Here is a 24,996-nt window from a genome sequence, read left to right on the forward strand (position 1 = left end):
AAATGTCAGTTAAATTCATATCAAACAGTATCTCCCAACTCTGACCCTCTTTAAAATCTCCGTATATGTACACATACTCCCCTTCTATTACTATTTCATCAACCCCCATCTCGTCTTCTTCGTCTTCTACTTCACCCTCCCGATGTTTTAGGAAGACTTTTACGTATCTTCTGTTATCCGAAGTTTCTTCCAACGGATTATTAAACTTTATTCTCAAACAGTATTGCTCGTCGTAATAATAGTAATGACCTCCTAGAATCTGTTTTACTTCAACTATTTCTAGTCTACCCGGAGTACTGAATTCAAGGTTATACTTCTTCCCTAGTTTGACAAATCCCCCAATCACCAAAACATTATCTCCAATGCTTATGTTATATTTGGTTCCCTCTTCGAGTTCATTTATTTGTATACTTACACTATCGTAGCCGATAGACTTGTATTTAAGCGAAAAGTCACGTATCACCTGATTTCCAGAATAGATGGTTAAGTTCTCCCTTAAACTCTCAAGATCAGGAATTCCACTGAACTTCAAAACATATTCTACCGAAAAACCATTCTTTTCCCAGCGAATTGAGCCAACATAGGCATCCTGTATCTCAAACTTCCCCAATACGAATCTGTATATACCCTTAAAATCCTTGGAGGCAACTTTTATAGAAACTGGTCTATTGCTTATATCCGTTATCTCTCTATAGTTTCCTATACTCAAGGTATATATCTTAAAAAGCTTCAGATTCTCAGTAAAAACAATCTCAAACTTAGAGGGTGATATAAAAGTTACGGTGTAACCCAGCTTAGGATAAAAAGACAACTTGACTTTCTTGTTAAACTCCTCGATCATTTTCTCATACTGCCCAAAATTCACAATAGGGGATGAAAACTCAATAACGATGCTTTTCGTTCCCTCAGGAAGCTGATAATAATCACTAATATCATCAAGTGCTGCAATCACTGTTGATACTAAAATCAAAAGCACAATCAACAATGAAGTTATTCTTGAAAGCATACAACTCCTCCTTTAATAGAAAGAGATAAAAAAACGGAAAACTGTTGGTAAGAATAATATTGATGTAACTAATTTCATACAATTCTTTTCTTAATCTTCAGGCTAAATTATGAAAAAAACCTAGATGGGTTTCAATAAATTTGGGAGAGAGTGTTCTAGAAATAACTGGAGGGCTTTGCAGAACTGACAAGAAGAGGAAAGCGTTTGTGAAATATATCAGAATAATACTCCTCCAAGGTCAAAGATGATTTTTCCTAAAGAGTCTTAAGTAGATACACAGGAAGATACGGAGAGTAACCAGCAAGGATTACTAGAGTGATAGAGGCAGAAGAAAGAAACATAGTGATGCTTGCGATGAGGGAATTTTGAGATATGGAGGTAGGGAGGTTAAATGACCATCGAGGTTATTGTGGTAGCAGGTGCGAGTAAGAGAGGCAAGGCTAGGGAGTTGTCTCATAGGGGGAGCATAATATGCAAGAGAGAGATAGTTGTGAACAGCAGGGACTTTGTTTGACAGAGATAGGGATGCTATTGTATAATTATAGCGAAGGAAGCGCCTGTAGCTCAAAAGGACAGAGCGGTGGACTTCGAATCCAATGGTTGCGGGTTCAAGTCCCGCCAGGCGCGTGTTCTTGGATGGGTCGTTAGCTCAGTTGGTAGAGCAGCTGACTCTTAATCAGCGGGCCACAGGTTCGAGTCCTGTACGACCCAATCCAGGGCAGATGGCGGAATTGGCAGACGCGTCAGACTTAGGATCTGATGGGGCAAACCCGTGGGGGTTCAAGTCCCCCTCTGCCCACATCACCTACTTCACTACCTCAGTTGTTCAACATTCCCTTCTGCGAATTGCAAGCGTATAAGTGTTTTCCAATAACATTGCTCTAGTCATCGGCCCAACACCACCCGGAACAGGAGTTATGAAAGAACATAAATTTTTCACATCCTCAAAGTCTACATCCCCTACTACCTTACTTTTTCCCTCCAGTTCCACCCTATTGATCCCAACATCTATCACCACTGCACCCTCCTTTACCATGTTACTCTTTACAAAAAAAGGCTTCCCCACAGCCACAACCAAAATATCAGCACTTCTGGTAACTTCAGCAAGGTCAGAAGTTTTTGAATGACATATCGTAACCGTAGCATTTCTGTGAAGTAACATTAAAGATAGTGGCCTCCCAACTATATTGCTCCTCCCAACAATTACCGCTCTTTTCCCCTCAATAGGTATGTTATAATACTCCATAAGTCTAATTATTCCTTTAGGAGTACAAGGCTCTACGAAAGGTTTACCTATTGCTAGTCTGCCAATATTCTCAGGATGAAACCCATCAACATCTTTAAACGGAGACACACTGGTTATAATTCTGAATTCATCTATATGCTTTGGAAGCGGAAGTTGCACCAAAATCCCATCAACATCATCATCTCTGTTAAGCTCACCTATGATACGCAAAAGCTCGTCTTCCCGTGTATCTTCAGGAAGAAAAAAGTCTTTAGTTTCTATACCAACCTCTCTACACTCCCTAGTCTTAGCAGAGACATAAACTCTGGAAGCAGGATTGTTTCCAACCAAGATAACTGCTAGAGTAATCTTAAAACTCTTTTTTAACACCAATTGTTTTAAGTTCTCTCTGACATAAGAGGATACTAAATTGCCATCAATCAGTTGCATAAGCTCTAGATCCTAGTTTTAGCTCGCTCCTCCATCTTTCTCCTTCTTCTCTCCTCTCTCCTTGATAAGTTAATATATGTTACTCCCCTGTATTTACCACAGTATGGACAAACTCTGTGGGGTAGCTTTAGTTTACCGCATTCACTACACTTTACATAAAGCTCTTCAGGGAAAGGCAAAGTGTGATAAAAAACCCTAGTTCTCCTGTTTCTCACCCTTCTGTAGGATTTTTTGTGTTTAGGAACTCCCATAACGTTACTCCTTGCGCCCCCAAGGGGAATCGAACCCCTGCTACGGGATTGAAAGCCCCGTGTCCTGTCCACTAGACGATGGGGGCAAAATCCTTCCAGCCTACAAAAAATTTTATATCAACTCCCCACAATCTTTCAAAATACTAATGAGGCTGGCAATAAAGTCCAAAATTCACAATTAGGTATAGTTTCTCTCTCTTAGTCCCCTGAGGATCAGATAAATACTCTTTTCAATAGGCACCTAAGAGACTTCGTAAAGCAAAGTTTATGATTGACAAATGTTACCTAGAGACAAAGGAGGTTAAGTGAGCAAAAAGTTTAAAATAAGGTGAGACTGAACAGCTTCACTAAAACAAAGCTTTTTGAGAACTGATTAGCAAACTTGATCAACGAAATAAAAAAGGGGGAGATCCCCCTGAAATACCTATTGGTTGGTTATATACCACATAAGATTGGTTGTAATATTCGTTGGTGTTAGCAACCAAATCATTACCTCATATTGACCGGCAGAATTGGTAGCTATATTTGGACTATCAAATCCTCTATTACCAACATCTTTTACACTAAACTTAAAGAAAGGAGAACTTGTGCTTGAATATGTTGTAAGAACCACATTAGTGGAGGTGACCTTTACTGCGGAAGACACCATACCCTCAGGATTAGAACCTGACATCCCCATAAATCCTTGCCCCACAACTTGCGGATTGGTTGCTTTAGTGTAATCACCATTTATTATATTAGTTGTAATAGCCCTTATCAGAGTTTCACTTACCGAAACTGCAGTTTGATTTGATATTACAACAAATTTCGCACCAATAGTATCTGAAACATTGGGCACATTTTGAAACAAACCACCAAATAATACTGTCTCAACAGTGTTGTTACCGTTATCGTCCTTGAAGAACATAACAAGATGACTAACTTTTCTGTTAGTGTCAGTGTAAGTTTCGTAAGATCCCGGTAAGGATTTGTATTTGTTGTTCAACATTCCAATAAATCCACCTTCAATGAGTTTAAACTGATCCGCATCTGTGCCTGAGAGAGAAACATTTACCGTTGTTTTCAAAATACCAAAGTTTGCAATGTTGGTGGAAGGGGTTTCTGGATTTATTTTAATGTTAGTAATAAACGTACCTCCAAACTCCATTGCGTAGCTGTTATACCAGTTAACGTAAGGTTCTCCTGATGTCATTCCATCAAACAATGAGTTATTGTTAATATCCTTAAACATAACTGGATCAACATTTGTCAAATCAGTGTTGTTAGAAGTAGTATAGAACTTTATTTCGTAACTATTTCCTGAAACAGTTCCATACCCAAGGATCATCATATTCATAATTCCTTGATTTCGTCCTAAAACCGGCTTAAAACCACTCGCTCCTCCTAGGTAATGAATGCTTCCAGTCACAGCTTGTGGAACAAGATGTATCGGAATCTTCTGCTCACCAGCACTATATGGAATTCCTTGAGCTTCCAAAATTCCTTCAAGTGGGAAAACATGCGAACCTTGTTGTGAGAGATCTAGTCTATTATTGTTATTATCATCGTAGTATATGCCCACTACTAAATTATCACCAGGTGAGCTTTCCACTGTCAGCGTATGCTCATAATCTTTTGAGGTTGTTGGTGCACTAAGATTGTATGTGCCGTAGGACCAAGAATAAACAAATGCTCCAACCTTGAGGTTATAAACGTTGTTTGTTACACCTATTTTTAGAGTCATGCTACTAAGGCTCGGAATGTTTATGTTGGTAACGATATTACTTACCAATCTGAACTCCGAAAGTCCGTTTCTCGCTATCGCCTCACCAATATCGTAAGAACCATTACCGTTAGTATCCTTAAATGCGAATAGCTCAACCACATAAGTGTTTGATACCAGCTTTATAGTGTAATCCCATGTTGAAGTATTAACAGACCCGTATCTGTATTCGTAATTCGGCCAGCTTCCAACCGTAACACCAACTTTCCATTCAGCAGTTGGATTTCCCACGAGTTTTCCACTTATCGTTAGGAGTGGTATAATCGTAAAGTGTACTGTTATATTCTCAGAACCAACCGTAATATTGACTGAAATACTCTCTTCACCAGAATCAATCTTGTTGTTATTGTTAGCGTCATGGTATACCCCTACCTTCGCATTTCCCCAATTCTTCGGAACTTGAATAGAATAATCCCTCGGCTCACCACTTGATGCTACAGTGCCGTATATAAAATTCACATCATCTTTGGTAGCATAGGGCTTCCAACCATCCGAGTAGTTGGTTATTTTCCCAGAGATTGTAACATTTTCTTGAGTTCCACCACCTCCACCAGGTCCAGAAGATGGTGGCTGTGTCGGTTCTGGAGTACAGCTCGTGTTAACTAAGGCTACTATCGGAAGCATCAGCAAAAAAATTGTTAGTATTGAAAGTAAGTTTACTCCTCTCATACTTACCTCCTCTTTAGGAGTATTATGAGTATTATAATACAAAAAACAAAATTTTCAAGTGCTCATAACTGAAGTTTGTAGCAGAGTTTGGTAGAGATTAAGGAAGAGCGATAGTATTTGCAGTGTTTCCGATGACCAAACTTCAGATTTATTACAATTTGACAAAAGTTTGTGGTTTTTGTAAAAATTGTTTGAAATATGTTTGTGAAGGTGGGAATATGGTTGAAACTACTGAGAGCAAAGTGGTGGGTAATGTTGCTGGAATTATAGAGGAGATCAATGGACCTATTGCGATTGTGAGAGATGTTAAAAATCTCAAGATGATGGAAGTCGTTAGGGTCTCAAAATATCTGCTCATAGGAGAGGTCATCTCTTTGAATGAGAATAAGGCTATTGTCCAGATATACGAAAACACTTCAGGAGTTAAGCCGGGAGATTTTGTTTATGGAACAGGTGAGCCTCTATCTGTAGAACTAGGTCCTGGACTCCTATCAAAAATATACGATGGAATTCAGAGACCACTGGACGAAATATATGAGTATGGCATATTTATACCTAGAGGAATTGACTTACCAGCATTAAACAGAGAAAAAAGGTGGCACTTTAAACCAATTGTTAAGGAGGGAGATATATTACACGGCGGAATGGTAATAGGTGAAGTCCCCGAAACTACAAGAATAATACATAAAGTTCTCGTTCCGCCTGATAAGTCTGGCAAGGTTGTGTATATCGCTAGTGAGGGAGAATACAAAGTCAGTGATGTTATATGCGTGCTTGAGGATCCGGTTGTAGGTAAACAAGAACTCAAAATGTATCATAAATGGCCAGTTAAGATACCACGACCTATAAACAACAAGTATATTCCGTCTGAAGCAATGTTTACAGGACAAAGGGTTATAGATTTCTTTTTCCCTATTGCTAGAGGTGGAACAGCTTCAATTCCTGGGGGATTTGGCACAGGAAAGACCGTAACTCAACATCAGCTTGCTAGATGGTCAGATGCAGATATAATAGTATACGTGGGTTGCGGAGAAAGAGGAAATGAGCTTACCGAGGTTCTTGAAGATTTCCCAAAGCTTGTTGATCCCAAAACGGGAAGACCCCTTATGGAAAGAACAGTTATAATCGGCAATACTTCAAATATGCCAGTTACTGCTAGAGAAGCATCAATATACACAGGTATAACCATTGGTGAATATTTTAGAGACATGGGATATAATGTTGCACTTATGGCTGACTCTACCAGTAGATGGGCTGAAGCACTCAGAGAGCTTTCAGGTAGGCTGGAAGAAATGCCTGCTGAGGAAGGATTCCCCGCTTACCTCGGCTCTAGACTCGCAGCATTTTATGAAAGAGCAGGTTTTGTTGAGACTTTAGAACACTCCAAAGGTTCTTTGACCATAATCGGTGCAGTTTCTCCAGCAGGTGGTGACTTCTCCGAACCCGTAACCCAAAACACCAAAAGATTCACAAAGTGCTTCTGGGCACTAGATAAATCTTTAGCAAGTCAGAGACATTTTCCATCAATAAACTGGATGACAAGCTATAGCTTCTACGTTGATACAGTCACAGAATGGTGGAGTAAAATTGACCCCGACTACAAGGAGATAAGACAGAAAATGATGGATCTGTTGATAAGAGAAGACAGGCTCCAGAAAATCGTAAAAATCATTGGATTGGACGCTTTGCCTCAGTCCGAAAGACTAATACTTGAGATTGCTAGAGTCATAAAGGTAGGTTTCCTACAGCAAACAGCTTATGATAAAATCGACTCCTACTGCTCGCCAGAAAAACAAATCAAAATGGCAAAGATAATGCTAAAGCTTTACGAACTCACGCACGACTTGGTTGTCAATTTCCGGGTCCCTGTTAGTGAAATACAGAATATGAAATCTATATCTGAAATTATACGAATAAAGATAGAAGTACCCAATGAGGAAGTTGAAAAAATAGACGAGATTGAGAAAAATCTCGTTACTGAGTATGAGATGATCAGAGATAGGTATTCGTAAGTTATGAGAAGAGTCTGGGCTATTGTAATAATAGGTGCCTTAATGGTGCTACAAAGTATACCCAACCTCAAAGTTTTTGGATTTTTCCCTGACCTCCTGATGATATTCATTATATATTACTCCTTCAAAGTTGGAACATCACAAGGAATAATTCTAGGAGCTATAGTTGGACTTGTGATGGACATACTTTCTGGGTCCTCAGTAGGCACACGCTCCATAGCCTTTGCTACCGTAGCACTTAGTGTTGAGTTCTTCAAAACAATATTTATATTTGAAATGCTATTTACAATCCCAATAGTCTCATTACTCGGCACATTTATAAAATATCTCTCTCTTTTCGCTATATTCTTAGTTTTCAGAAGCATCTCGCTAGGAGAGTGGTATATAGCAATGGTGGTTGAGGGCATAATAAACTTCATCTTTGGATTTCCTATGATGTGGCTGTCTAATAAAATAACTTCTCTGTTGCATAGAGAATACTACCTAGAAGTGTAAGGCTAAGCTCTATCCACTGTCTCTAAGTTTCAATAATTCAATGCCAGAGTGACCTAAGAGAAAAACTAAAAACGCATTTGTCTACTATGGCTCCGAAACACCTTCCAGTAGCAAAAGTATTTGATCGTGAATTAAGCCGTTTGAAGCTATAATGGTCTTGGAGTTTATGGTATATTTATTCCCTCTGTAATCTGTTACCTTGCCACCAGCTTCCTCAACTATTATCTTCCCAGCAGATGTATCCCAAGGCTTTAAGTTCTCCTCGTAGAATACTTCAAAGCTACCTCTTGCCACATACACAAGATCTATACTTGCAGATCCTATTCTTCTAAACCCCTGATAATCCCTAATTATCGTTGGTAAAGGTTTCATTAGTTCCTCAACCCTGCCTTCCCTCAAATACGGAAAACCAGTCACAACCAAAGATTGCTGTGCCGATGAAACCTTTGAAACAAAAATTCTTCTATTGTTGAAATAACTACCTTCACCAATTATTGCATAATACATTTCATCAAGCACAGGATTGTAAACAACACCACCAACTATCTCATTGTCAACTTCCAAAGCTATGGATATTGATATAAAGGGTATCGCATGTATAAAGTTAACAGTCCCATCAAGAGGATCTACTATCCACCTTACACCCTCCCCCAAAGAATATTCACCAACTTCTTCGGAAAGAATCGCTGACCTCGGATACTTACTCAAAAGTTCCTCAACTACAATACTCTCTGACCTCTTGTCATACTCCGTAACAGGATCAGCATAACCCTTAAGTTCATACTCTATCCCCCCTTCCAAAATTCTGTAAAACCCTTCCCTCAAAACCTCACCAGCCCTTTTAGCAATATTCATAGCATCAATTACCATTTCTCTGTAGTTCATATCAAAACCCTATCCTACCATCTTTATCTTGCTTCTTGTAATACTGGAAATACATAAAAGCAGTAGGAGAAGAACGAATTATCTCCTCTTCTGTAACTGGTATCTCATAAGTTTCTAAATACTCCATAAGTATCCTATAAAACTCGTTGGCTTTTCTCATCTCATCTATATCACCACCTCTATCAGGATGAAATTTCTTTGATATATTCCTATATATCCTCTTAAGAGACCTAATTGAAATCTTCTCTCTGATCCCAAAGAACTCAATGGCCTCCAAAAGCCTCTCGTAATTCATAGTAAAATTATATTTTTTCTGAATCTTTTCATCACTTTCAAAAACCCAACTTTCGCTTCCAGACAGCATTCGTCAGCTATAAAACTTAACTCCACACCAAGCTTCTTATGCGCCTACTAAAAAGAGAATTCACCTAGTCCCTGATAAGAAACTCCAAGAAAAAACTAACCTAGTTGTGAATCTTAGACTCTATCCTATGTAGAGAACCTGTTAACTAGTTGTTTATAATAGTTAACTATGATCTATCTCTTTTTATATTTTCTATGTGTTTTGGGGGTTATTTTAGCTTTTTCTAGGAAGTTTGTGAAGGTAGGTAGTGAGGAGTATACTGTATATGGTCGTAGGGGAGGTGTATTTGAGATTGCTATGTCTCTTGTTGCTTTGGTTTTTGGAGCTTCTTCTGTATTTGGGCTTGCTGGTTGGGGGTATAAGCTTGGGTGGAATGCGATATGGTGGACATTGTCAGGAGTAATTTTTCTTGTTGTTTTAGGTATTTTCTTTGCAAAGGTGATATATTCTCTTAGGGGGGTTACGATCATTGATGTGATAGAAGGAAACTATGGCAGGGCTATAAGAGGGTTATCGTCCTTTGTGTTACTAGTTGCTTGGATTTCTGTGTTAGCTGGTCAGATAATTGCTGGGGGTAATATTACACAAATTGTGGTTGGTGATAAAATACTTTCATTTATTGTATTTGCTTTAATATTCGGTATTTACACATTTGTATGGGGGCAAGTAGGGGCTATAAAAACCTCCTTTCTTCAAGTTCTACTTATGGTAGTTGGAATTGGACTAATATTTTATTTAGTGTTCTCCAAAGCTGGCTATTCGCCTAAGTTGCTTATGAATGCAGAGTTTGGAATTAGTGAAAAATTTAGCTTATCGTTGCTGTTGACGGTATTTACATCAGTTGGGTTATCATACCTGTTTGGTCCTGATATCTATTCAAGGATATTCTCGTCCAAGGATAGTAGCATTGCAAGAAAGGCTGTCTTGCTTTCAGCATTTCTAATTTTGGTAATTTCGTTTTTCATAGTAGCAGTTGGAGTGCTAAGTAGGGCAGTGTTTAGCAATGTGGAAAACCCAGATAACATAATTCCTATTTTTTCTCTCTCTCTAGTTCCTGAGGAAGCAAAGCCATTGGTATTAGTAGCTCTGATTTCAATACCTTTGTCTGGAGCAGATGTGATACTGGTTACGGCTACTGCAGTTCTCTCAAGAAATTTACTACCCTCAATCTTCGGTGAGAAAAGAATATTTGAAAATGTATGGTTTATAAGGGTAGTTTCAGCTTTAGTGATATTGGTAGCTACGGTAGTAGCTGTCTTTGGAAAAGGTATAATTCCTACCTTACTGATAGCGTATAAAGTGTTCTCCTCTACAGTTGCGCCTATTGTCTTTTCTTCGTTGCTTATTAAACTCCTTAGAAGAGAAGTAGTGATTCCAAAGTCCAGAAAAATTCTAATGTTTTCTTTGCTTTCGGTGACTACGCTTTATATACTTCTTTGTGAGATACTTCCATTTCTTCAGATTCCTAACTACACATTGTATGTTCTTTTTATTAACACCGTGGTATCTCTAATAGCTACTTTTTGGAGAGTCAGGGAAGGACATATTGGGATCTTTTCTGTGGAGAGGAAGTAGTTACCGAGTTTGGTGAGGATTTTTGGAAGTGTTGTAGAAGAAATTTGAAAAATTGTTCTATGGGGTGGTATACTTGAGTTGTATGATATTGGCTGTGGTGAATTCGGCTACGGAGAGGTTAGGATATGTTGAGGAAAGCTTAAAAAGGTATGTTATCAGTTTTTCTTGTGTGGAAGCAAGTCATTTGCAAGAGTTGGGAAGTCAAACTTTGATTGCTAGTAGATACTCTGGAATGGTAATTCTTGGTAATTTCCAGTCTATATATGAGGAAGATAGGTACCCCTTTATAGCCTACGAGAAGAAAGTTGTTGAGGAATTTATTGAGAGTAACAAGCCTGTGATTGGTATTTCCTTCGGAGCACAGATTGTAGCTAGTGTTCTAGGAGCTAGGGTGTATAGAGGTGATAGAGGTGCAGAGATAGGGTGGTATGAGCTTCAAATAACTGGAGATGGTGCAAAGGATGCGGTATTCTCAAAGTATTATCCTAGAATAATGGCTTTACAGTGGCATGGTGATACCTTTGATCTTCCAAAAGATGCTGTAAGGATTATAACTTCTTCCAAATACTTAAATCAAGGGTTTAGATACAGAAAGAATGTCTATGGTCTTCAGTTTCACCTAGAAGCAAAAAAGGAGGATGTCAGTGAGTGGTGTAGGGTTGCTCAGATTTCGGAGGAAGAGACTCAAAAGATACTTAGTGGATTTGATATGTATTCTAGTGAAATGAGGAAAATCAGTGATGATTTAGTTTGGTGGTTATTTGTGAATAGTGTATGGTAAGAAAAGAATTTACCCTAATTGAGAAGCTAGAGGAGCTTCTAAATATATTTTCGTTTATTGAGTGTTTCTCCGAGTTAGCAATAGTAGACCAGGATGAAAAGATCATCTTACTAAAGTCTGAAGGAATTTTGTCCAAACAGGACCTAGTAAACATATTCAATGTAACGAAGGAGAATTATACAGAGTTTAAAATCCCCTTTACTTTTGGTGACTATGGTGGATATAACCTCATTTCGTTCTATTTTAGGAGTAAAGAGTCAGAGCTTGTGTTGGTGGGTCTTAGTAATTACCAAGAGTTAGGGATAAGGGAAATCTCTGTCTTCAAGTTGATAGCGCTAAGTGTTAAGGATGTGATTGATATGGTTGAGTTGACTGCTAATATAATAGATAGAATCGGAGAGCTTGAAGCTTTACTATCATTTTATAAGTCAATAACTACTCCTTTAGACAGAGAGTTATTTTTGGCTTATATTCTGGATAATATCATGGCTGAAACAAGTGTGGAAGTTGGAAGTATAATGATAGTTGGTAATGATTTAACGCCGATTTCCAGCTTTCACTTGGGGCTAAGTGAAGAAGTAACTAGAGATATCTTGAGTGCTTTGAAACAGGCAAATAGGTCTGATGAGATCAGTGTTTTGGAGGTTAATGAGATTGAAAAGATTTTGCATATCAATACCAAAGGTTTGAAGAATGTTATTTTTTTCCCAATAAAGTTTGAAAATGAGATTGTCGGCATTGTTCTCTTAGCTAACAAGAGGATTGGAATAAACTATGTGGAGTTTTCTAAAACTGACATAGAAAAGCTTAGGGTTCTTTTGAACCCTGTGGGGATAATTATAAAGAATTACATAATGTTCAGGGATCTTTTCTTCTTAAACCAACTTAACCAGAAGATTCTTTCCAATATTGGTAGCATAATTGTCATGACTGACAGCAAATACAACGTTAAGTATACTAACAAAGAGGAGTTTAGAGAGTTAGTTCAGAAGTTGATAGAATCTTCTAAAGACAATGAGGGTAAGTTTGATAAAGGAGTAGAGCTACAAGTTGATGGTAGGTTTTATGAAGTCAAAGCTCAACCTATACTTGACGAACAGGGCAAAGTTACGGAGATAGTGTGGACTGTGGAGGATGTAACTTATCGTAAAGAACTGATCAATAGATACATCCTTTCTGAGAAGATGAATATGATGTCAGAAGTGGTATCTGGAATTGCACACGAGATAAGAAATCCTGTAACTTCAATAAGCGGGTTTATTGAGCTACTGAAGGTTAAAGGTGATGATCCAAAGTTTATAGAGAAATTCATAGAGGTTACCTCAAGGGATGTTGAGAGAATAATAAATTTGCTGAATAGCTTTATAAGATTTGCAAAACCTGTGGGGTATGAGATATCCGATGTTTCGCTAAGCTCTGTCATTTACGAAGCGTTGGATGTGCTTATGTATCAGATAAACCAAAAATCCATAAAAGTTGAAAATACTGTTAGTGAGGAGATTGTGATAAAGGGAAACTATAATCTCCTACTTCAGGTCTTTACAAACATCATACTGAACTCAATTCAGGCTATAAGCGGAGTAAATGGTAGGATAAAGATAGGAAGTGTTGATTGCTCTAGTGATGGGTGTGTGATGGTATTTGTTGAGGATAACGGTGTAGGAATACCTAAGGACATACAGGAGAAGATTTTTGATCCTTTCTTTACAACAAAACCTAATGGTACTGGTCTAGGGCTTTCTATATCTCAGAAGATTGTTATGGAACACGGGGGAGTTGTGAAAGTTAAAAGTGAGGAAGGTAAGGGAACTAAGGTGATGATTTTCCTACCCTATGATGCTAAACAGAAGATCTCATGATCATTTCTATTTTCTTGGTGTTTCTGTTATACATTTCTACTAGTAAGTTGTATCTCATAGCATTTTTTGTGAAATCTACCATCTCCTTGTCTATATCCACACCGTTTTTGTCATTTCTGTAAAACGTGTCATAGTCAATAGTGATTCTAGGCTTCACGGTGCGGTAGTCTATTACTTCTTCAAAAGGTATGTGCTTTTCGTGGGTTAGTCTAGCTGGATACTTAGGTTTCTTTTCGGAATCTAGGGCTCTTTTAAGTTGAGATTCAAATGATACCTCAGCTCTTCTGAACCCTGGAGTATCAGCATTAGCTATATTGTCAGCTATTACGTTGTGTCTCACTACTACTGCATTCAGTCCTCTTTTTATTATGTCTATCAGCTTACCATCTTTGGTTGATGTTGAGAATATCACACTAGAATTCTCGTGAATTTTTTAGGGAATTTTAACTTTTGTGAGAGCAAGCTAACCTTTCCAAGATAGGAATTTTTAAGTAGAGTTATTTATTTCTAACACCGCTACGAGTTATGAGAGGGATTATGAGAAACATAGCTATTATTTCTATCAGGATTGCTAAGTAGATGATCAGATTTTTGTTTATCTCGTAGATATACCCTGCTATTGAGTTACCTAGTGCTAGGCTTAATCCTAGTATGGTGTTGAATATGCCATAAAACGTTCCTCTCTCTGCTAAAGATACATTATCTCCGACATAAGCTCTAACTACTGTTTCATAGGATGACATTATTACTCCCCAGAGAAGTAGTGCGATCACGAGGAGAAGTATGTTGTTTGATAGTCCAAATGCTACAGTTATTGATATAGCTATTGGTAGAAACGTCATAACCTTTATTCCAAATTTATCGTAGAGAATTCCTATTGGCACTGCAACCAGTGCATCTAGAACCATGACAAGAGAGTAGATAAGAGGAATGAGAGTGTCACTTATGAGTTTAGTTTTTACTGCGTGGAAGCTTAAGATCGGAAATCCAATAAATCCTAAGCTTGTTAGGAATATAAAAGCAAGGTATAGATATACTGAGGTGTTGCTTCTGGAATTGTTAGAGAGTTCTTCCTTTGATACTTCAACGGCTATCTTTTTTGAATAGTTTTTTGCTACTATTATTGCACCTACCATGAGTAAGAAAGGAATGAAAAGAACGAGAAATGAGTTTTTATATCCAAGTCCTAGTAGTAGAAGGTAGAACAGAGCGGGTCCAGCAACAGCTCCTAGTTGATCTGCAGTTTCATGAATTCCAAAAGTGAGTCCTTTACCTAGGTTTTTTGAGTATATTGATATTATGGTATCTTTAGCAGGAGATCTTATGGCTTTACCTATTCTTTCCATTATTATCAGTGTTCCAGCAACAAGCCAGTAGTCAGCGAATGCAAGAAGTGGTATTGAAGCTATAGCTCCATAACCTATGTATACAAAGGACCAGTATTTTCTTGTTCTGTCAATGATTGCTCCCGCAAAGATTCTTAAGAAGTATCCTAGGAATTCTCCTATTCCAAATACTAACCCGATCGCAAAAGCATTAGCTCCTAAGTATCCAAGATAGGGGCCCATTACACCTCTAGCAGTCTCATAAACCATGTCAGCAAAAAGACTAACTACTCCCATGAGTATGATGAACCTTATTATAGCTCTTTTTTCTTGCTCAAGTATCATAACCCCTTTCAGACACTGTTATTTATGAACCTTTGATATTCCTTTTTTGAGTTTTTGACACAATATTCTTTGAGTTGTATAGGCAAAGTCAAATTAAATTTTAGCTTTTCAGTAAATCCAGTTTTTCCTGAGTAAACAGACACAACTCTAATTACCATTTACTAATTCTTCTTGATTCTGGTAGTATTGTAATTATGTAATATCTCTTTACGGTAGGCATTCTAGGCACTTAAAATATTTCCAGTTCCGACAGGAATTGAGAAGTAGAAAAACTTTTAATCCTAGCTTTGAGTTCTGTTGGTTCTACCAGTTTCTTAGCGAGATCTAGAGATCTAATTTTGATATAGTCAAGAACTTGTAGTATAATAATTTGTGGTAGTATTGGGGGTATAGTATGATTAAAGTAAAAATAGCTATTGTAATTACATTGGTCTTAATTTTTGGTAGTAGAGGTTTTTGTGAAATTGTTGTTATTTCCTCAATGAAGGGCTATTCCCATATATATCAGGAGCAGACACAGTTTTTCTCAGATATACTTTTGGAGGTTTATGGTGGTAATAAATATGGAGGTGGGCTTGTACTGTCACCTCAATCTCACGGGGCGTTATCCAATATATCTGTAAATGTTGAGAAGGTTGAGTTCTTTGTTAATGTTTTAGGGTTGTTTAAGGTTACTTATTGGTATGGTAACAAAGAACATCTTGGTTATGTTTCAAGTTTCCAGACAAGGTTTTATCAGCTAGATAGGGATCTTGACTTAAGAGGGTGGCATAGCATTGATGGAACAGGAATAGGTTTTGATATCCCTCTACTTCAGGAGGCTCTCTCTGTCAGCCCGTATTTTTATAGAAATTCCAGAGGTGATGATGGGGCAGGGTCGGTGGGGTTGAAGATAGTTGGGAGGTATAGAGATGTAATGTTGTCAGTGTTCGCCGGAGCGTCAGAGAATGTGTTCAGAGCTGGAGCTGAACTTAGAACCTTTTTTAGACACTTGAATGCTGGTATTGTTGTTGGAATTGACAGATTGCCCTTTACCAATTTCTCAATAAATGTGGAAAATATATATGCTCTTGTTGAAGAAAGGTTGAACTTTCTCTCAGCTGACGGAAGTTGGGGTTTTGAGCAGATAGTAACATTTCTTATTAAGCCATCATTTTGTAAAGGAGTTCAAAGACGTCAGAGTGTTTCAGATATTGATGTGAGGTTGTTGGTAGGATTGTCTTTGTTCAGGAATTTGTTGATAGGAACTGAGGGGACGTTGGGATTATATGGATTATTGTTGCCGGTTACACAGGTGGGTTTTTCTTCGGAGGTAGGTTGTTTTATAGGGTTTGAAGAAAATAACATCCTTATAAAAATTCAACCTATGTTTTTAGTATTTAATACTACTACAAACTCAATGCCTCCTTTTAGAGTATCTGTTCTTGGGGAACTTAGGTTTTAGTATGGAGAAGATAAAGCTACCGCCGGAATACAAGGATTTCTATCACTTGAAGGAAGAGGATATTGAAAGGCTGAATAGACATATTGATTACTTTGAGAAGGAGAAGAAAAAAAGGAAAATTGTGCGGAGATGGATATTTGGAGGAGTTATACTAATTGCTGTTGTTATGTTTCTGTTTGGAGTTATTGATTTATCTTACTTTGAGAGGTGGTTTAAGGGAGCTACCTTTCTGATAAAGGAGAGTATAGAATTAGGAGATAGTAAGGTTGATATAAGGATCTCAATGCCTATTGAGGGGATGGTAAACATAATCTTTCAACCTTCTGGTCTAAAGGAAGTGGTGTTGATAGTTGTTTCAAATCAACATGAGGTTAAGGAGGTTTCAATAAGTAAAGGTATTGAGAATATCAACATCAAGTACGACAGGAGGCTGTTTTTTAGGTTTAACGACAAAGAGAAAGTTGTCAATATTGAAACTTTGAAGTTGATGGAATAAAATTCTCTGTGATATGGAGGTAAATTTATGGCGATAAATGGTATTCTGAGAGTAAGTTATCTTGGACATTCTTGCTTTCTCTTGGAGAATGAAAAGGGTGTGAGGATTCTGATGGACCCTTTTGATAAGTCTTTGGGGTATAATACTGAACCTTTGGAGTGCAATGTAATAACGATGTCTCATGAACACTTTGATCATAACAATGTAAGGCTCGGATTGGGAATGCCGAGAGTTTTTAAGGGTGTGAATAATGGCAGTTGGGTTGGGATAGATACAACATATATGGGGCTAAGGATATTCAATGTTTCTGTTTATCATGACGAGGAGATGGGTAAGATTAGAGGTAAGAACTCCATATTCGTTCTGGAATTTCACGATTCTTCTGTTCCGTTTAGGTTATGTCATCTCGGGGATTTAGGGCATGATCTTGAACCTGAAGATGTTACTAGAATAGGTAAAGTAGATATACTTTTTGTGCCAATAGGGGGATACTTCACGATTGACTCAAGTGTTGCTACAAGGATTGTTGCAAAATTATCTCCAAGGATTGTTATTCCTATGCATTATAGAACCGATGTTACGAAAACTTGGAATATAGATGGTCCAGAGAAGTTTGTTTCAAGCTTTAAGGATATAGTTTATGTAAAAGACTGGAACTATACCATCCAACCTCCAGATTTACAACGCGAAAATGTTGTTATTCTTCTGGAATACCGAAAGTAGTAAGTTGAGGGATTTAAAGTTGTAATACTTTGATTACTCCTACAGCAATGTCATCATCGTAGTTGATATTATCAACTTTGAATTTCTTGACAGTGCTGATGAGAGAGTTTTTTATTTGCAGAGCAGTGAGGTGGTGATTTGTCTTAACAATCTCCACAATTCTTTTCTCACCGAACATTTCCTCTTTCTCGTTGACAGCTTCAACTATACCGTCCGAATACACAACTATAATGTCTCCTTCCATAAGGTGAATTTTCTCTTGAGAGTAATTGGTTTTCTCGTAGATTCCTAGAGGTATTCCCTTAGTGTGGAGAGGGATGATGTTTTGGTTTCTTAGCAGAAATTGTTGCCCATGTCCAGCATTTGAAAAGGTTAGAGAATTTTCATCTAGGTCTATTACTCCTATGAAGATTGATGAGAACATACTTGTTTCTGGAGGTTGTGCTAATACGAGGCTTGAAGCTTCCAGTATCTTACGGGGGTCTTTTAGCTCAAAAGCTAGAGCTCTGACGGTTGATTTTACGGCAGCCATAAATAGTGAAGCTGGTAGCCCTTTACCAGAAACATCTCCAAGGAAAAAGCATAGCTTTTTATCCGAAATGTAGAAAATATCGTAAAAATCTCCTCCAACCATTCTATAAGGTTGCACATAGAAACATATATCTAGCTTTGGATTTAAGTTGAAGTTATCTGGTAGCATGTCTCTTTGGATTTTCGTCATTATCTCAATTTCTCTCTCCAGAGCCTTCTTTTCCAGTTCTCTCTCATACATTGTTATACTTTCGTAGGCTGAACCTATCTCATTAGCTATGAGTTGTAGAAGCTCTATATCTTCTTTTTCAATTTTGCTAACTTCTTTCTCCATCTCGGTTATGTTTAAAACCCCAATTATGCTACTGTGGGTTTTTATAGGAAAGATCATAAACGAGTTCTTCTTGTATCTTAGCTTTTTATTCGGTCCGAATGTTTTATCTTTATCTACGTCGGGAACGATTAGGTGTTTTCCTTCCTTAAAGACTATTAAGGAAGGTCTGAGAATTTCATCTAGTCCTACTGTAACTGAACTAGCAATATTGTGATCAATACCTATTGAAGAGACTATCTTGAGAACATTACTTTTTTCATCCAGCATCATTATTGAGACTCTTGATGCGTTAGTTATTTTAGCTATGAGATTGACTGCTTTATTAAAAAACTCTTTGCTATTCTGAATTGATGAGATAGTAAAGTTGCTTATCTCATAGAGGTACTCAAGCTCTTTTGCCCTATCTTCAATCTTCTTTATAAGAATGGCGTTATTTATTGCAATTACTGCTTGTTCTGCAAAAATGCTTAGAAGATCAAGGTCCTCTTTGGTAAAATCGCTGTTATCAATCTTGTTAACTATTTCAATTACGCCTATTGTTTTGCCGTCTTTAATCAGAGGTACACCCAAAATCTTTTGGGTTTTTAGTCCAGTTATCTTATCAACTTGCCTAAAAAATCTTGGATCCTTGTCAGTGTTATTGGATATCACTGGAACACCTTTTGTAAATATATACCCTGCAATACCCTTGTTTACTGGAATTTTGAATCCCTCAAGTTTTTCCCTACTATCGCCATGGACAACTTCAAATTTTAGATACTTGCCACTTTTATCAACTAATAATAGAGAACCTCCTATGGAGTTGAATAGTTCTCTTGCAGATAGGAGAATGTTGTCTAAAATATCACGAAGATTTGAGTAAGAACTTATCTTTTTGTTTATCTCCAGTATTTTGGAGAGGTTATTCTTTTGTTTGTCCGTTTTCTTGTTCATACTTTTTTAGCTCTTCTCTAAGAACTTTTTCCAGGGATGAGAAAAGCTCCTTATTCTTTCCCCCAGTTTGGATCAGATGATTGTGAGTTTCTATTAAAAGCTTAAGCTCCACTATGTCTTTTTGTATGTTAGCTTGAACGTCCTTGTATTTGCCTATAATGTGCACATCTACATTTGTTATTCTGAGAATATCTATAAGGTCCATTGATGAGAGGATTTCTATTATCTTAGGTTGAGGATTAAGGATGAAGAAATTTCCTTTATTATTGTTGTAGAGCTTTTTGTCAAACACTACCATCAGCCCTATGAATGTGCTGTCTAAGTGAGTAGCTTCAGATAGGTCAAAATATAGGTTAAGTTTCTCATACTCGGATATAAGCTTTTCTAGGTCCTCTTTTAGATCTCTACAGTATTCTACAACTCCCTTGCCTACTACCTTAACTAGGATGCCGTCTGATGTGAAATAGATTGATATATTTGAACCGGCCATAACTATAACATAATTATTTAGAATAAAATTTCAAGATGCAAAAAAACTTTAAAATTCTTACGCATTCCAACACTATTGAATGGTTGAGTGTGTAAAAAGAAAGTTTCTTAACTCTTAACCCTATTTGGACTTCCAAAGAGTGTGGTTTACACGAACTGTAGAAGATCATAAACGTTTTCAATCTCCTCGATCTGGATTTGAGTTTCAAAGCTATCAAGTTTGCTTCCTTTTGGTGCTATAGCTTTCTTAATTCCGATTCTGTTGAGCTCTTCTATCCTAAGATCAATCCAAGGAACAGGTCTTGCTTCACCACCAAGTCCTAACTCACCGAAGATTGCTACGTCTCTTGAGATTTCCTTGTTTTTAAGACTTGAGAGTAGAGAAAAAGCTATTGCTAAGTCTGTAGCAGTTTCTTTAACTTCAAATCCAGTAGTGATGTTAAGGTATATGTCGTAGCTTGAGAGCTTTGTGTCAAGATACTTGTCAAGTATGGCTGAGATCATATAGAGTCTGTTGATATCTACTCCATCTGCTGTTCTTCTAGCAAAACCAAACTGAGTAGGATTAACAAGAGATTGAACCTCAACTACCAGAGCTTTTATACCTTCAACAACTGGACATAGAACACTACCAACAAGGGATGGAGTGCTACTGATTAGAAAGGAGGTATCAACAACTTCCTCAAGACCTTTGGAGGTGAGATTATATATTGCTACACTATTAGTAGGCCCGAACCTGTTTTTGATAGTTCTCAGAATTCTGTAGTTGCCCTTGTTGTCTTTGTCTATTACTACGATTGTATCTACCACATGCTCAATAGTCTTAGGACCTGCTATCATTCCTTCTTTATTGATGTGCCCGACAAGGAAGGTAGTGATCTCTCTGTACTTTGCTATTTCCGTAAGCCTTGATGCTACTTCTCTAACTTGGGTTACGCTTCCGGGTGAAGATAGAAACCTCTCAGAGTAAATGTTTTGGATTGAGTCTACTATCATGAACTTGAACTCTTTTGAAAGAGCTGTGTCAAGTATTCTTTCTAAGTTGACCTCGGGAAAAAGGAAAATTTCCTCATCTCTTATTCCTATCCTTTCGCTTCTGAGTTTTATCTGCTCATTTGATTCCTCACTGTTGATGTATAAGACTTTTCCTAGCCTTGACAGACTTTTTGCTATCTGTAGCATTAGAGTTGATTTGCCTATTCCGGGTTCCCCGGCAACTAGTATCACTTGCCCCTGAACCAAACCTCCACTCATTATGCTATCAAATTGTCTAAGCCCCGTAGGGATCCTGTTTTGTTCCGAAAACTTTATTTCGGATATCCTTTTAGGAGCAGGTTTATCAAGTATTATTACGGTTTTGCTTCTTTTTTCTTCTTCTATTTCCTCTTCGGCAAAAGTATTCCACTCATTGCATGAAGGACACTTTCCTAACCATTTCGCAGATTCATAACCGCATACCTGACACACGAATACTGTTTTAGCCCGTGGCATAGTTTTCTACTTCCCTCTAATCTTAAGTTCATCAATTTTCAGCTTCCATACACCCGTAGTATCTTTTTCATAAATTGCTTTTCTTAACTTTTCTACGTCAGCTTCAGGTATAGCTTTAGCAAAAACGAAACATAGTTGCCCGGTTTTATCTTTTTCAATCACAGCTTCTTCCAGCTTTTTAACATCAATTCTGTCCTTAAGCTTTTCTGCAAATAGAAGACACCATTTACCAGTCTCATCCTCTTTGACCAAAAGCTCTTCAATTTCTCTAATTTCGCTTTCGGATAGCTCAATACTGTTTCTGTTGATGAAGTCAAATAGTTCTTCAAATGAAGAGAAGTCTACACTTCTGATACTGTATCTCTTCATAAAAGTAATTTTAAAAATCTCAGCGGTTGAGTTAAAAATTTGTAAGCAACGGCTATCAAGATTGAATTTCCGAATTTTGGAATCTATTGAAGTAAAATCTTTTTGCATTCTGAAAAGGGTGTTGGTTTGGGGAAGTAGACTATTTTGAGTGATGCTGAGTTTTTGACAAAGTATGATCATATTCGTTGGAGATCTACTTACCGTAATTTCTCAGGCATCTTATCACCCTTTGTCCATCTAAGCGAAGAAGAAAGAAAAGGCTTTAAATAGGCTTACAGAGAGGCGGTTAAAAAACTATGGGTTTTTCTAGGTGGTCTAGGAGATAAGATATGACTTGTACGTTGATTTCAATAGACACCTACTTTGGAGGTGTAGTGAAAAGGATAAAACGAAGACCTTGATGGATGATAGATTTTTGTATCGGTGTTGCTGACAAAAAGACTATACTCAAACTTAAAATTAACTAGACAGAGATATTGAGGTTATCTTACAATAAGGTTACGAAATGATTACTTTTTGATATCGCATTAACAAGGGTGTTTAAATCTGTGTTTATGGAAAAGTAAGGGAGGTAGCATATGAGTGAAATATTTCGCAATAATAGATCAAAAGGAAAATCTAATGGTAAAATTTAAACGCGGAGGTATAGGTTGTGATGTTTAATAAACTACATGCTGATTTAAATTCTAGAGTATTAGAGTGGAGGAGAAGTGGATATAAATCTGACTTCACTGCTATCTCCGAAATTATGGACTTCAACCTTGATTCTGAAATAGGTAGTTTACGTTTCTTGAGAAAAGCACAGTTTGAAGCTCTTGAGACTTACTGGTACTTAAGACTCGTTGAAAATACACCACATATTTTTGAGTTATATAAGAGAGTCTATACAAGCCCTGTGGACCTCCTTAAATCTCTTAGTATTTCAATTTCAGAGGATTTAATTGAAACAATGGGTAAAGGAGGAGTGGATTCAGTATTTGAAAGGATAAAGACAGATGATAACTTTGTTAGAAAATATAGATTAGAAGCTCTTCGTGAAACGCTTTTGTTAAGTTATCCAAGTTATATTTTTGCTTTAGCGATGGGTGCAGGTAAAACTGTTTTGATTGGATCTATTATTGCAACAGAGTTTGCTATGGCTTTGGAGTATCCAGATGGTCCGTTTGTCAAAAATGCATTAGTTTTTGCCCCGTGTAAAACTATATTAGGAGCGTTAAAAGAACTTTCTGAAATTCCTTATGAGAAAATACTCCCACCAAGGTTGTATAAAGAGTTTATAACCTCAGTGAAATTTACGTATACAAGAGATGGAGAGAAGGATATACCTGTTATAAAGGGAAGTAGTTTCAACATAGTAGTTACCAACACTGAAAAGATAAGAATACAAAAACAGGCGATTACTAAATCACTAATTAAAGATTTATTTCCAGATGACTCTCAAGAAGATGTTATAAAGCAGGAAGTAGCTAACAGACGTTTGCAAACGATAGCATCTTTACCTAACTTAGCTGTTTTTTCAGATGAGGCTCACCACACATACGGAATGAAGCTTGGAGAAGAGCTTAAAAGGGTAAGACAAACAGTTGATTACTTGAATGAACAGACTAATTTAATAGTAGTTGTCAACACAACAGGAACACCATATTATGAGAGGCAACTACTAAAAGATGTCGTCTATTGGTATGGTCTATCTCAAAGAATTAAGGACGGAATACTGAAAGAGGTGAGAGGGAATATAGTCTCTTACGAGGAAGTGGAAGATGAGGTTTTTATAAAAGATGTTATCCAAGATTTTTTTAAAAATTATAAGGATGTTAAAATCTATGATGGTAGTCCTGCTAAAATTGCGATCTACTTCCCACAAATAGAGGATCTGCAGAAATTGAAACCTGTTGTAGAAAAAACACTGATAGGTATTGGATTTGATCCTTCTATTGTTTTAGAGGTTCACAGCGACTCTAAACCTGAGATTCAAGATTTATTTGACAACAGAGTAAATGACCCTAATCTACCATATAGGGTCTTTCTTCTTGTAAACAAAGGAACTGAAGGATGGAATTGTCCTTCACTTTTTGCTACAGCGTTAGCAAGGGAACTTAGAGCAAGTAATAATTTTTGTCTTCAAGCTGCGTGTAGGTGTTTGCGTCAAGTTCCGGGAAATAATCACAAAGCTAAGATTTATATTTCTTCTAGGAATGTGAAAATTTTAGACTCTCAACTTAAGGAAACTTATGGGGAGACACTGCGGGAGTTAAATATGACACCAACAGATCTTAAGAAAGAAATACTAGTTGTAAGAAAAACAAAGATACCACCTATTTTACTTAAAAAGAAAATTCTAAAGGTAATACCAACACAAGAAAAAATAAATTTTGAAAAAGTAAAAATTAAAAAACCGCAGGATAATGTCAAAGAAGTTAAAAAAGTTATACTTGACTTTAAAGATATACCTGACAGAAAAGGTGTCCTTATTGCTAAACAAGAGGAACGTTTTGTATTAGAGGAAGATTTCATAGATGTATATTCCTTCTCTGTTGAACTTTCTTCTACTTACAGGCTACCTCTTATGCAAGTTTGTGAAAAATTAAAACTTTTATATCCTGAAAACGAAATTCCTGTTAGTCACACTGAGGAAATAAAAAAACAAATAGAAGAGCAGATAAAAAACTATAAAATATCGGAGGAGATTGTAGAAGTCGCCCTTGCTTTAATTAAGCCTCAAGGTTTTAGTAAGGAAGAAAAAGACGGACAGTCAGTTTATGTAACAGAAATAATATACCATAAAGATAAAGAAAATCTTCTTTTGAGATACGAAAGTTTCAAACAAAATAACCAACTTGAACTTGGTTTTCATTACACACCTTACAATTTTGACTCAAACCCGGAGAAGGATTTTTTTGAACAACTTTTATTGATGTTAAACGAAGACCCGGCAGATGTTGAAGATATTTATTATACAGGAGCAATCACAGACCCTAACAAGACAGATTTTATTTTTGAATATAAAGGCAAAGACGGTAGATGGCACAACTATGTTCCTGACTTTCTGATAAAGAAGAAAGATGGTAAGATGATTATAGTTGAGATAAAATCGGAGACTTTTAGGGAAGAAGAGAAGGAAAAAGCAGTAAGAGAAATTGAAGGTCTAAATCCTGACAAGTTGAAATACGAAATTTTGATAA

General features: G+C 37.1%; 22 protein-coding genes and 4 tRNA genes. 13 read left to right on the forward strand and 13 right to left on the reverse strand.

Annotated features, from left to right (window positions below):
- On the reverse strand, positions 1 to 1,006 hold a 1,006-nt coding region (locus ABDH28_03920; GenBank protein MEN2998165.1), incomplete at its 3' end, for a hypothetical protein.
- Positions 1,007 to 1,397: 391 nt separating this feature from the next.
- On the opposite strand from ABDH28_03920, the gene ABDH28_03925 reads away from it, so the two are divergent.
- The 4 genes from ABDH28_03925 (at position 1,398) to ABDH28_03940 (ending at position 1,805) form a co-directional block, all read left to right on the forward strand.
- Positions 1,398 to 1,520, forward strand: a complete 123-nt coding sequence (locus ABDH28_03925; protein MEN2998166.1) for a hypothetical protein — start codon at positions 1,398 to 1,400, stop codon at positions 1,518 to 1,520.
- A 39-nt stretch (positions 1,521 to 1,559) separates the two neighbouring features.
- Positions 1,560 to 1,633, forward strand: a tRNA-Arg gene (locus ABDH28_03930).
- A gap of 11 nt (positions 1,634 to 1,644) precedes the next feature.
- Positions 1,645 to 1,717, forward strand: a tRNA-Lys gene (locus tag ABDH28_03935).
- A 5-nt stretch (positions 1,718 to 1,722) separates the two neighbouring features.
- Positions 1,723 to 1,805: transfer RNA gene (locus ABDH28_03940), tRNA-Leu, on the forward strand.
- Positions 1,806 to 1,832: 27 nt separating this feature from the next.
- Here ABDH28_03940 and folD read toward each other — a convergent pair.
- From folD to ABDH28_03960, 4 genes are all read right to left on the reverse strand, one after another.
- Entirely contained in the window at positions 1,833 to 2,681 is an 849-nt protein-coding gene (folD, locus tag ABDH28_03945; GenBank protein ID MEN2998167.1) for a bifunctional methylenetetrahydrofolate dehydrogenase/methenyltetrahydrofolate cyclohydrolase FolD, read from the reverse strand.
- A 5-nt stretch (positions 2,682 to 2,686) separates the two neighbouring features.
- Complete coding sequence (gene rpmF, locus ABDH28_03950) at positions 2,687 to 2,932, reverse strand: 50S ribosomal protein L32 (GenBank protein ID MEN2998168.1); 246 nt, start codon at positions 2,930 to 2,932, stop codon at positions 2,687 to 2,689.
- A gap of 14 nt (positions 2,933 to 2,946) precedes the next feature.
- A tRNA-Glu gene (locus ABDH28_03955) sits at positions 2,947 to 3,018 on the reverse strand.
- A gap of 338 nt (positions 3,019 to 3,356) precedes the next feature.
- Positions 3,357 to 5,363 (reverse strand): hypothetical protein, encoded by a 2,007-nt coding sequence (locus tag ABDH28_03960; protein MEN2998169.1) that lies wholly within the window; start codon positions 5,361 to 5,363, stop codon positions 3,357 to 3,359.
- A gap of 218 nt (positions 5,364 to 5,581) precedes the next feature.
- On the opposite strand from ABDH28_03960, the gene ABDH28_03965 reads away from it, so the two are divergent.
- Together ABDH28_03965 and mreD are read left to right on the forward strand one after the other, a co-directional pair.
- Complete coding sequence (locus tag ABDH28_03965; protein MEN2998170.1) at positions 5,582 to 7,375, forward strand: V-type ATP synthase subunit A; 1,794 nt, start codon at positions 5,582 to 5,584, stop codon at positions 7,373 to 7,375.
- 3 nt (positions 7,376 to 7,378) lie between these two features.
- A complete protein-coding gene (gene mreD, locus ABDH28_03970) occupies positions 7,379 to 7,870 on the forward strand; it encodes a rod shape-determining protein MreD (protein MEN2998171.1) in 492 nt (163 codons plus the stop codon).
- An 84-nt stretch (positions 7,871 to 7,954) separates the two neighbouring features.
- Here mreD and ABDH28_03975 read toward each other — a convergent pair whose 3' ends face one another.
- Positions 7,955 to 8,755, reverse strand: a complete 801-nt coding sequence (locus tag ABDH28_03975; GenBank protein ID MEN2998172.1) for an inositol monophosphatase family protein — start codon at positions 8,753 to 8,755, stop codon at positions 7,955 to 7,957.
- Between the two features lies 1 nt (position 8,756).
- A complete protein-coding gene (locus ABDH28_03980; GenBank protein ID MEN2998173.1) occupies positions 8,757 to 9,050 on the reverse strand; it encodes a molecular chaperone DnaJ in 294 nt (97 codons plus the stop codon).
- Between the two features lie 237 nt (positions 9,051 to 9,287).
- Between ABDH28_03980 and ABDH28_03985 the strand changes: the two genes are divergently transcribed.
- The 3 genes from ABDH28_03985 (at position 9,288) to ABDH28_03995 (ending at position 13,334) form a co-directional block, all read left to right on the forward strand.
- Positions 9,288 to 10,694 carry a sodium:solute symporter family protein gene (locus tag ABDH28_03985; protein ID MEN2998174.1) on the forward strand — a complete coding sequence of 469 codons (1,407 nt, stop codon included), beginning with the start codon at positions 9,288 to 9,290 and terminating at the stop codon, positions 10,692 to 10,694.
- 82 nt (positions 10,695 to 10,776) lie between these two features.
- The gene (locus ABDH28_03990) at positions 10,777 to 11,475 is read left to right on the forward strand and encodes a type 1 glutamine amidotransferase (protein ID MEN2998175.1); all 699 of its coding nucleotides are present in this window, start codon (positions 10,777 to 10,779) and stop codon (positions 11,473 to 11,475) included.
- Positions 11,469 to 13,334 carry an ATP-binding protein gene (locus ABDH28_03995; protein ID MEN2998176.1) on the forward strand — a complete coding sequence of 622 codons (1,866 nt, stop codon included), beginning with the start codon at positions 11,469 to 11,471 and terminating at the stop codon, positions 13,332 to 13,334. Before ABDH28_03990 ends, ABDH28_03995 begins: the two co-directional genes overlap by 7 nt.
- Here ABDH28_03995 and flgB read toward each other — a convergent pair.
- Together flgB and ABDH28_04005 are read right to left on the reverse strand one after the other, a co-directional pair.
- Positions 13,315 to 13,746 (reverse strand): flagellar basal body rod protein FlgB, encoded by a 432-nt coding sequence (gene flgB, locus ABDH28_04000; protein MEN2998177.1) that lies wholly within the window; start codon positions 13,744 to 13,746, stop codon positions 13,315 to 13,317. The genes ABDH28_03995 and flgB overlap by 20 nt on opposite strands.
- A gap of 85 nt (positions 13,747 to 13,831) precedes the next feature.
- Positions 13,832 to 15,004, reverse strand: a complete 1,173-nt coding sequence (locus tag ABDH28_04005) for an MFS transporter (protein MEN2998178.1) — start codon at positions 15,002 to 15,004, stop codon at positions 13,832 to 13,834.
- 394 nt (positions 15,005 to 15,398) lie between these two features.
- Between ABDH28_04005 and ABDH28_04010 the strand changes: the two genes are divergently transcribed.
- From ABDH28_04010 to ABDH28_04020, 3 genes are read left to right on the forward strand one after another with little or no spacing between them, the layout of a single operon-like run.
- On the forward strand, positions 15,399 to 16,448 hold the full coding sequence (locus ABDH28_04010; GenBank protein ID MEN2998179.1) for a hypothetical protein: 1,050 nt from the start codon (positions 15,399 to 15,401) through the stop codon (positions 16,446 to 16,448).
- A 1-nt stretch (position 16,449) separates the two neighbouring features.
- The gene (locus tag ABDH28_04015) at positions 16,450 to 16,944 is read left to right on the forward strand and encodes a hypothetical protein (protein MEN2998180.1); all 495 of its coding nucleotides are present in this window, start codon (positions 16,450 to 16,452) and stop codon (positions 16,942 to 16,944) included.
- A 27-nt stretch (positions 16,945 to 16,971) separates the two neighbouring features.
- Positions 16,972 to 17,667 carry an MBL fold metallo-hydrolase gene (locus ABDH28_04020; protein MEN2998181.1) on the forward strand — a complete coding sequence of 232 codons (696 nt, stop codon included), beginning with the start codon at positions 16,972 to 16,974 and terminating at the stop codon, positions 17,665 to 17,667.
- A gap of 13 nt (positions 17,668 to 17,680) precedes the next feature.
- Here ABDH28_04020 and ABDH28_04025 read toward each other — a convergent pair whose 3' ends face one another.
- The 4 genes from ABDH28_04025 to ABDH28_04040 form a co-directional block, all read right to left on the reverse strand.
- The gene (locus tag ABDH28_04025; GenBank protein MEN2998182.1) at positions 17,681 to 19,465 is read right to left on the reverse strand and encodes a GAF domain-containing SpoIIE family protein phosphatase; all 1,785 of its coding nucleotides are present in this window, start codon (positions 19,463 to 19,465) and stop codon (positions 17,681 to 17,683) included.
- On the reverse strand, positions 19,434 to 19,955 hold the full coding sequence (locus tag ABDH28_04030; GenBank protein ID MEN2998183.1) for an STAS domain-containing protein: 522 nt from the start codon (positions 19,953 to 19,955) through the stop codon (positions 19,434 to 19,436). Before ABDH28_04030 ends, ABDH28_04025 begins: the two co-directional genes overlap by 32 nt.
- A gap of 146 nt (positions 19,956 to 20,101) precedes the next feature.
- Positions 20,102 to 21,445: a DNA repair protein RadA gene (radA, locus tag ABDH28_04035; GenBank protein MEN2998184.1), complete on the reverse strand. Its 1,344-nt coding sequence runs from the start codon at positions 21,443 to 21,445 to the stop codon at positions 20,102 to 20,104.
- A gap of 6 nt (positions 21,446 to 21,451) precedes the next feature.
- Positions 21,452 to 21,814, reverse strand: coding sequence for a hypothetical protein (locus tag ABDH28_04040; protein MEN2998185.1), 363 nt, complete (start codon positions 21,812 to 21,814; stop codon positions 21,452 to 21,454).
- A gap of 655 nt (positions 21,815 to 22,469) precedes the next feature.
- Between ABDH28_04040 and ABDH28_04045 the strand changes: the two genes are divergently transcribed.
- Positions 22,470 to 24,996: DEAD/DEAH box helicase family protein (locus ABDH28_04045; GenBank protein ID MEN2998186.1), on the forward strand; the 2,527-nt coding region annotated here is incomplete at its 3' end.

This window comes from Brevinematia bacterium (genome assembly GCA_039630355.1).
Lineage (GTDB): Bacteria > Spirochaetota > Brevinematia > DTOW01 > DTOW01 > SKYB106.

What these genes read in the sequence shown, in the direction of transcription:
- ABDH28_04005 (MEN2998178.1), bottom strand. Translation starts at nt 15,004, where the DNA reads ATGATACTTGAGCAAGAAAAAAGAGCTATAATAAGGTTCATCATACTC.
- folD (MEN2998167.1), bottom strand. Translation starts at nt 2,681, where the DNA reads ATGCAACTGATTGATGGCAATTTAGTATCCTCTTATGTCAGAGAGAAC.
- ABDH28_03995 (MEN2998176.1), top strand. Translation starts at nt 11,469, where the DNA reads ATGGTAAGAAAAGAATTTACCCTAATTGAGAAGCTAGAGGAGCTTCTA.
- ABDH28_03985 (MEN2998174.1), top strand. Translation starts at nt 9,288, where the DNA reads ATGATCTATCTCTTTTTATATTTTCTATGTGTTTTGGGGGTTATTTTA.
- ABDH28_04010 (MEN2998179.1), top strand. Translation starts at nt 15,399, where the DNA reads ATGATTAAAGTAAAAATAGCTATTGTAATTACATTGGTCTTAATTTTT.
- radA (MEN2998184.1), bottom strand. Translation starts at nt 21,445, where the DNA reads ATGCCACGGGCTAAAACAGTATTCGTGTGTCAGGTATGCGGTTATGAA.
- ABDH28_04020 (MEN2998181.1), top strand. Translation starts at nt 16,972, where the DNA reads ATGGCGATAAATGGTATTCTGAGAGTAAGTTATCTTGGACATTCTTGC.
- ABDH28_04030 (MEN2998183.1), bottom strand. Translation starts at nt 19,955, where the DNA reads ATGGCCGGTTCAAATATATCAATCTATTTCACATCAGACGGCATCCTA.
- ABDH28_04015 (MEN2998180.1), top strand. Translation starts at nt 16,450, where the DNA reads ATGGAGAAGATAAAGCTACCGCCGGAATACAAGGATTTCTATCACTTG.
- ABDH28_03925 (MEN2998166.1), top strand. Translation starts at nt 1,398, where the DNA reads ATGACCATCGAGGTTATTGTGGTAGCAGGTGCGAGTAAGAGAGGCAAG.
- ABDH28_03960 (MEN2998169.1), bottom strand. Translation starts at nt 5,363, where the DNA reads ATGAGAGGAGTAAACTTACTTTCAATACTAACAATTTTTTTGCTGATG.
- ABDH28_04040 (MEN2998185.1), bottom strand. Translation starts at nt 21,814, where the DNA reads ATGAAGAGATACAGTATCAGAAGTGTAGACTTCTCTTCATTTGAAGAA.
- ABDH28_03980 (MEN2998173.1), bottom strand. Translation starts at nt 9,050, where the DNA reads ATGAATTACGAGAGGCTTTTGGAGGCCATTGAGTTCTTTGGGATCAGA.
- rpmF (MEN2998168.1), bottom strand. Translation starts at nt 2,932, where the DNA reads ATGGGAGTTCCTAAACACAAAAAATCCTACAGAAGGGTGAGAAACAGG.
- ABDH28_03965 (MEN2998170.1), top strand. Translation starts at nt 5,582, where the DNA reads ATGGTTGAAACTACTGAGAGCAAAGTGGTGGGTAATGTTGCTGGAATT.
- mreD (MEN2998171.1), top strand. Translation starts at nt 7,379, where the DNA reads ATGAGAAGAGTCTGGGCTATTGTAATAATAGGTGCCTTAATGGTGCTA.
- ABDH28_03975 (MEN2998172.1), bottom strand. Translation starts at nt 8,755, where the DNA reads ATGAACTACAGAGAAATGGTAATTGATGCTATGAATATTGCTAAAAGG.
- ABDH28_03990 (MEN2998175.1), top strand. Translation starts at nt 10,777, where the DNA reads ATGATATTGGCTGTGGTGAATTCGGCTACGGAGAGGTTAGGATATGTT.
- ABDH28_04025 (MEN2998182.1), bottom strand. Translation starts at nt 19,465, where the DNA reads ATGAACAAGAAAACGGACAAACAAAAGAATAACCTCTCCAAAATACTG.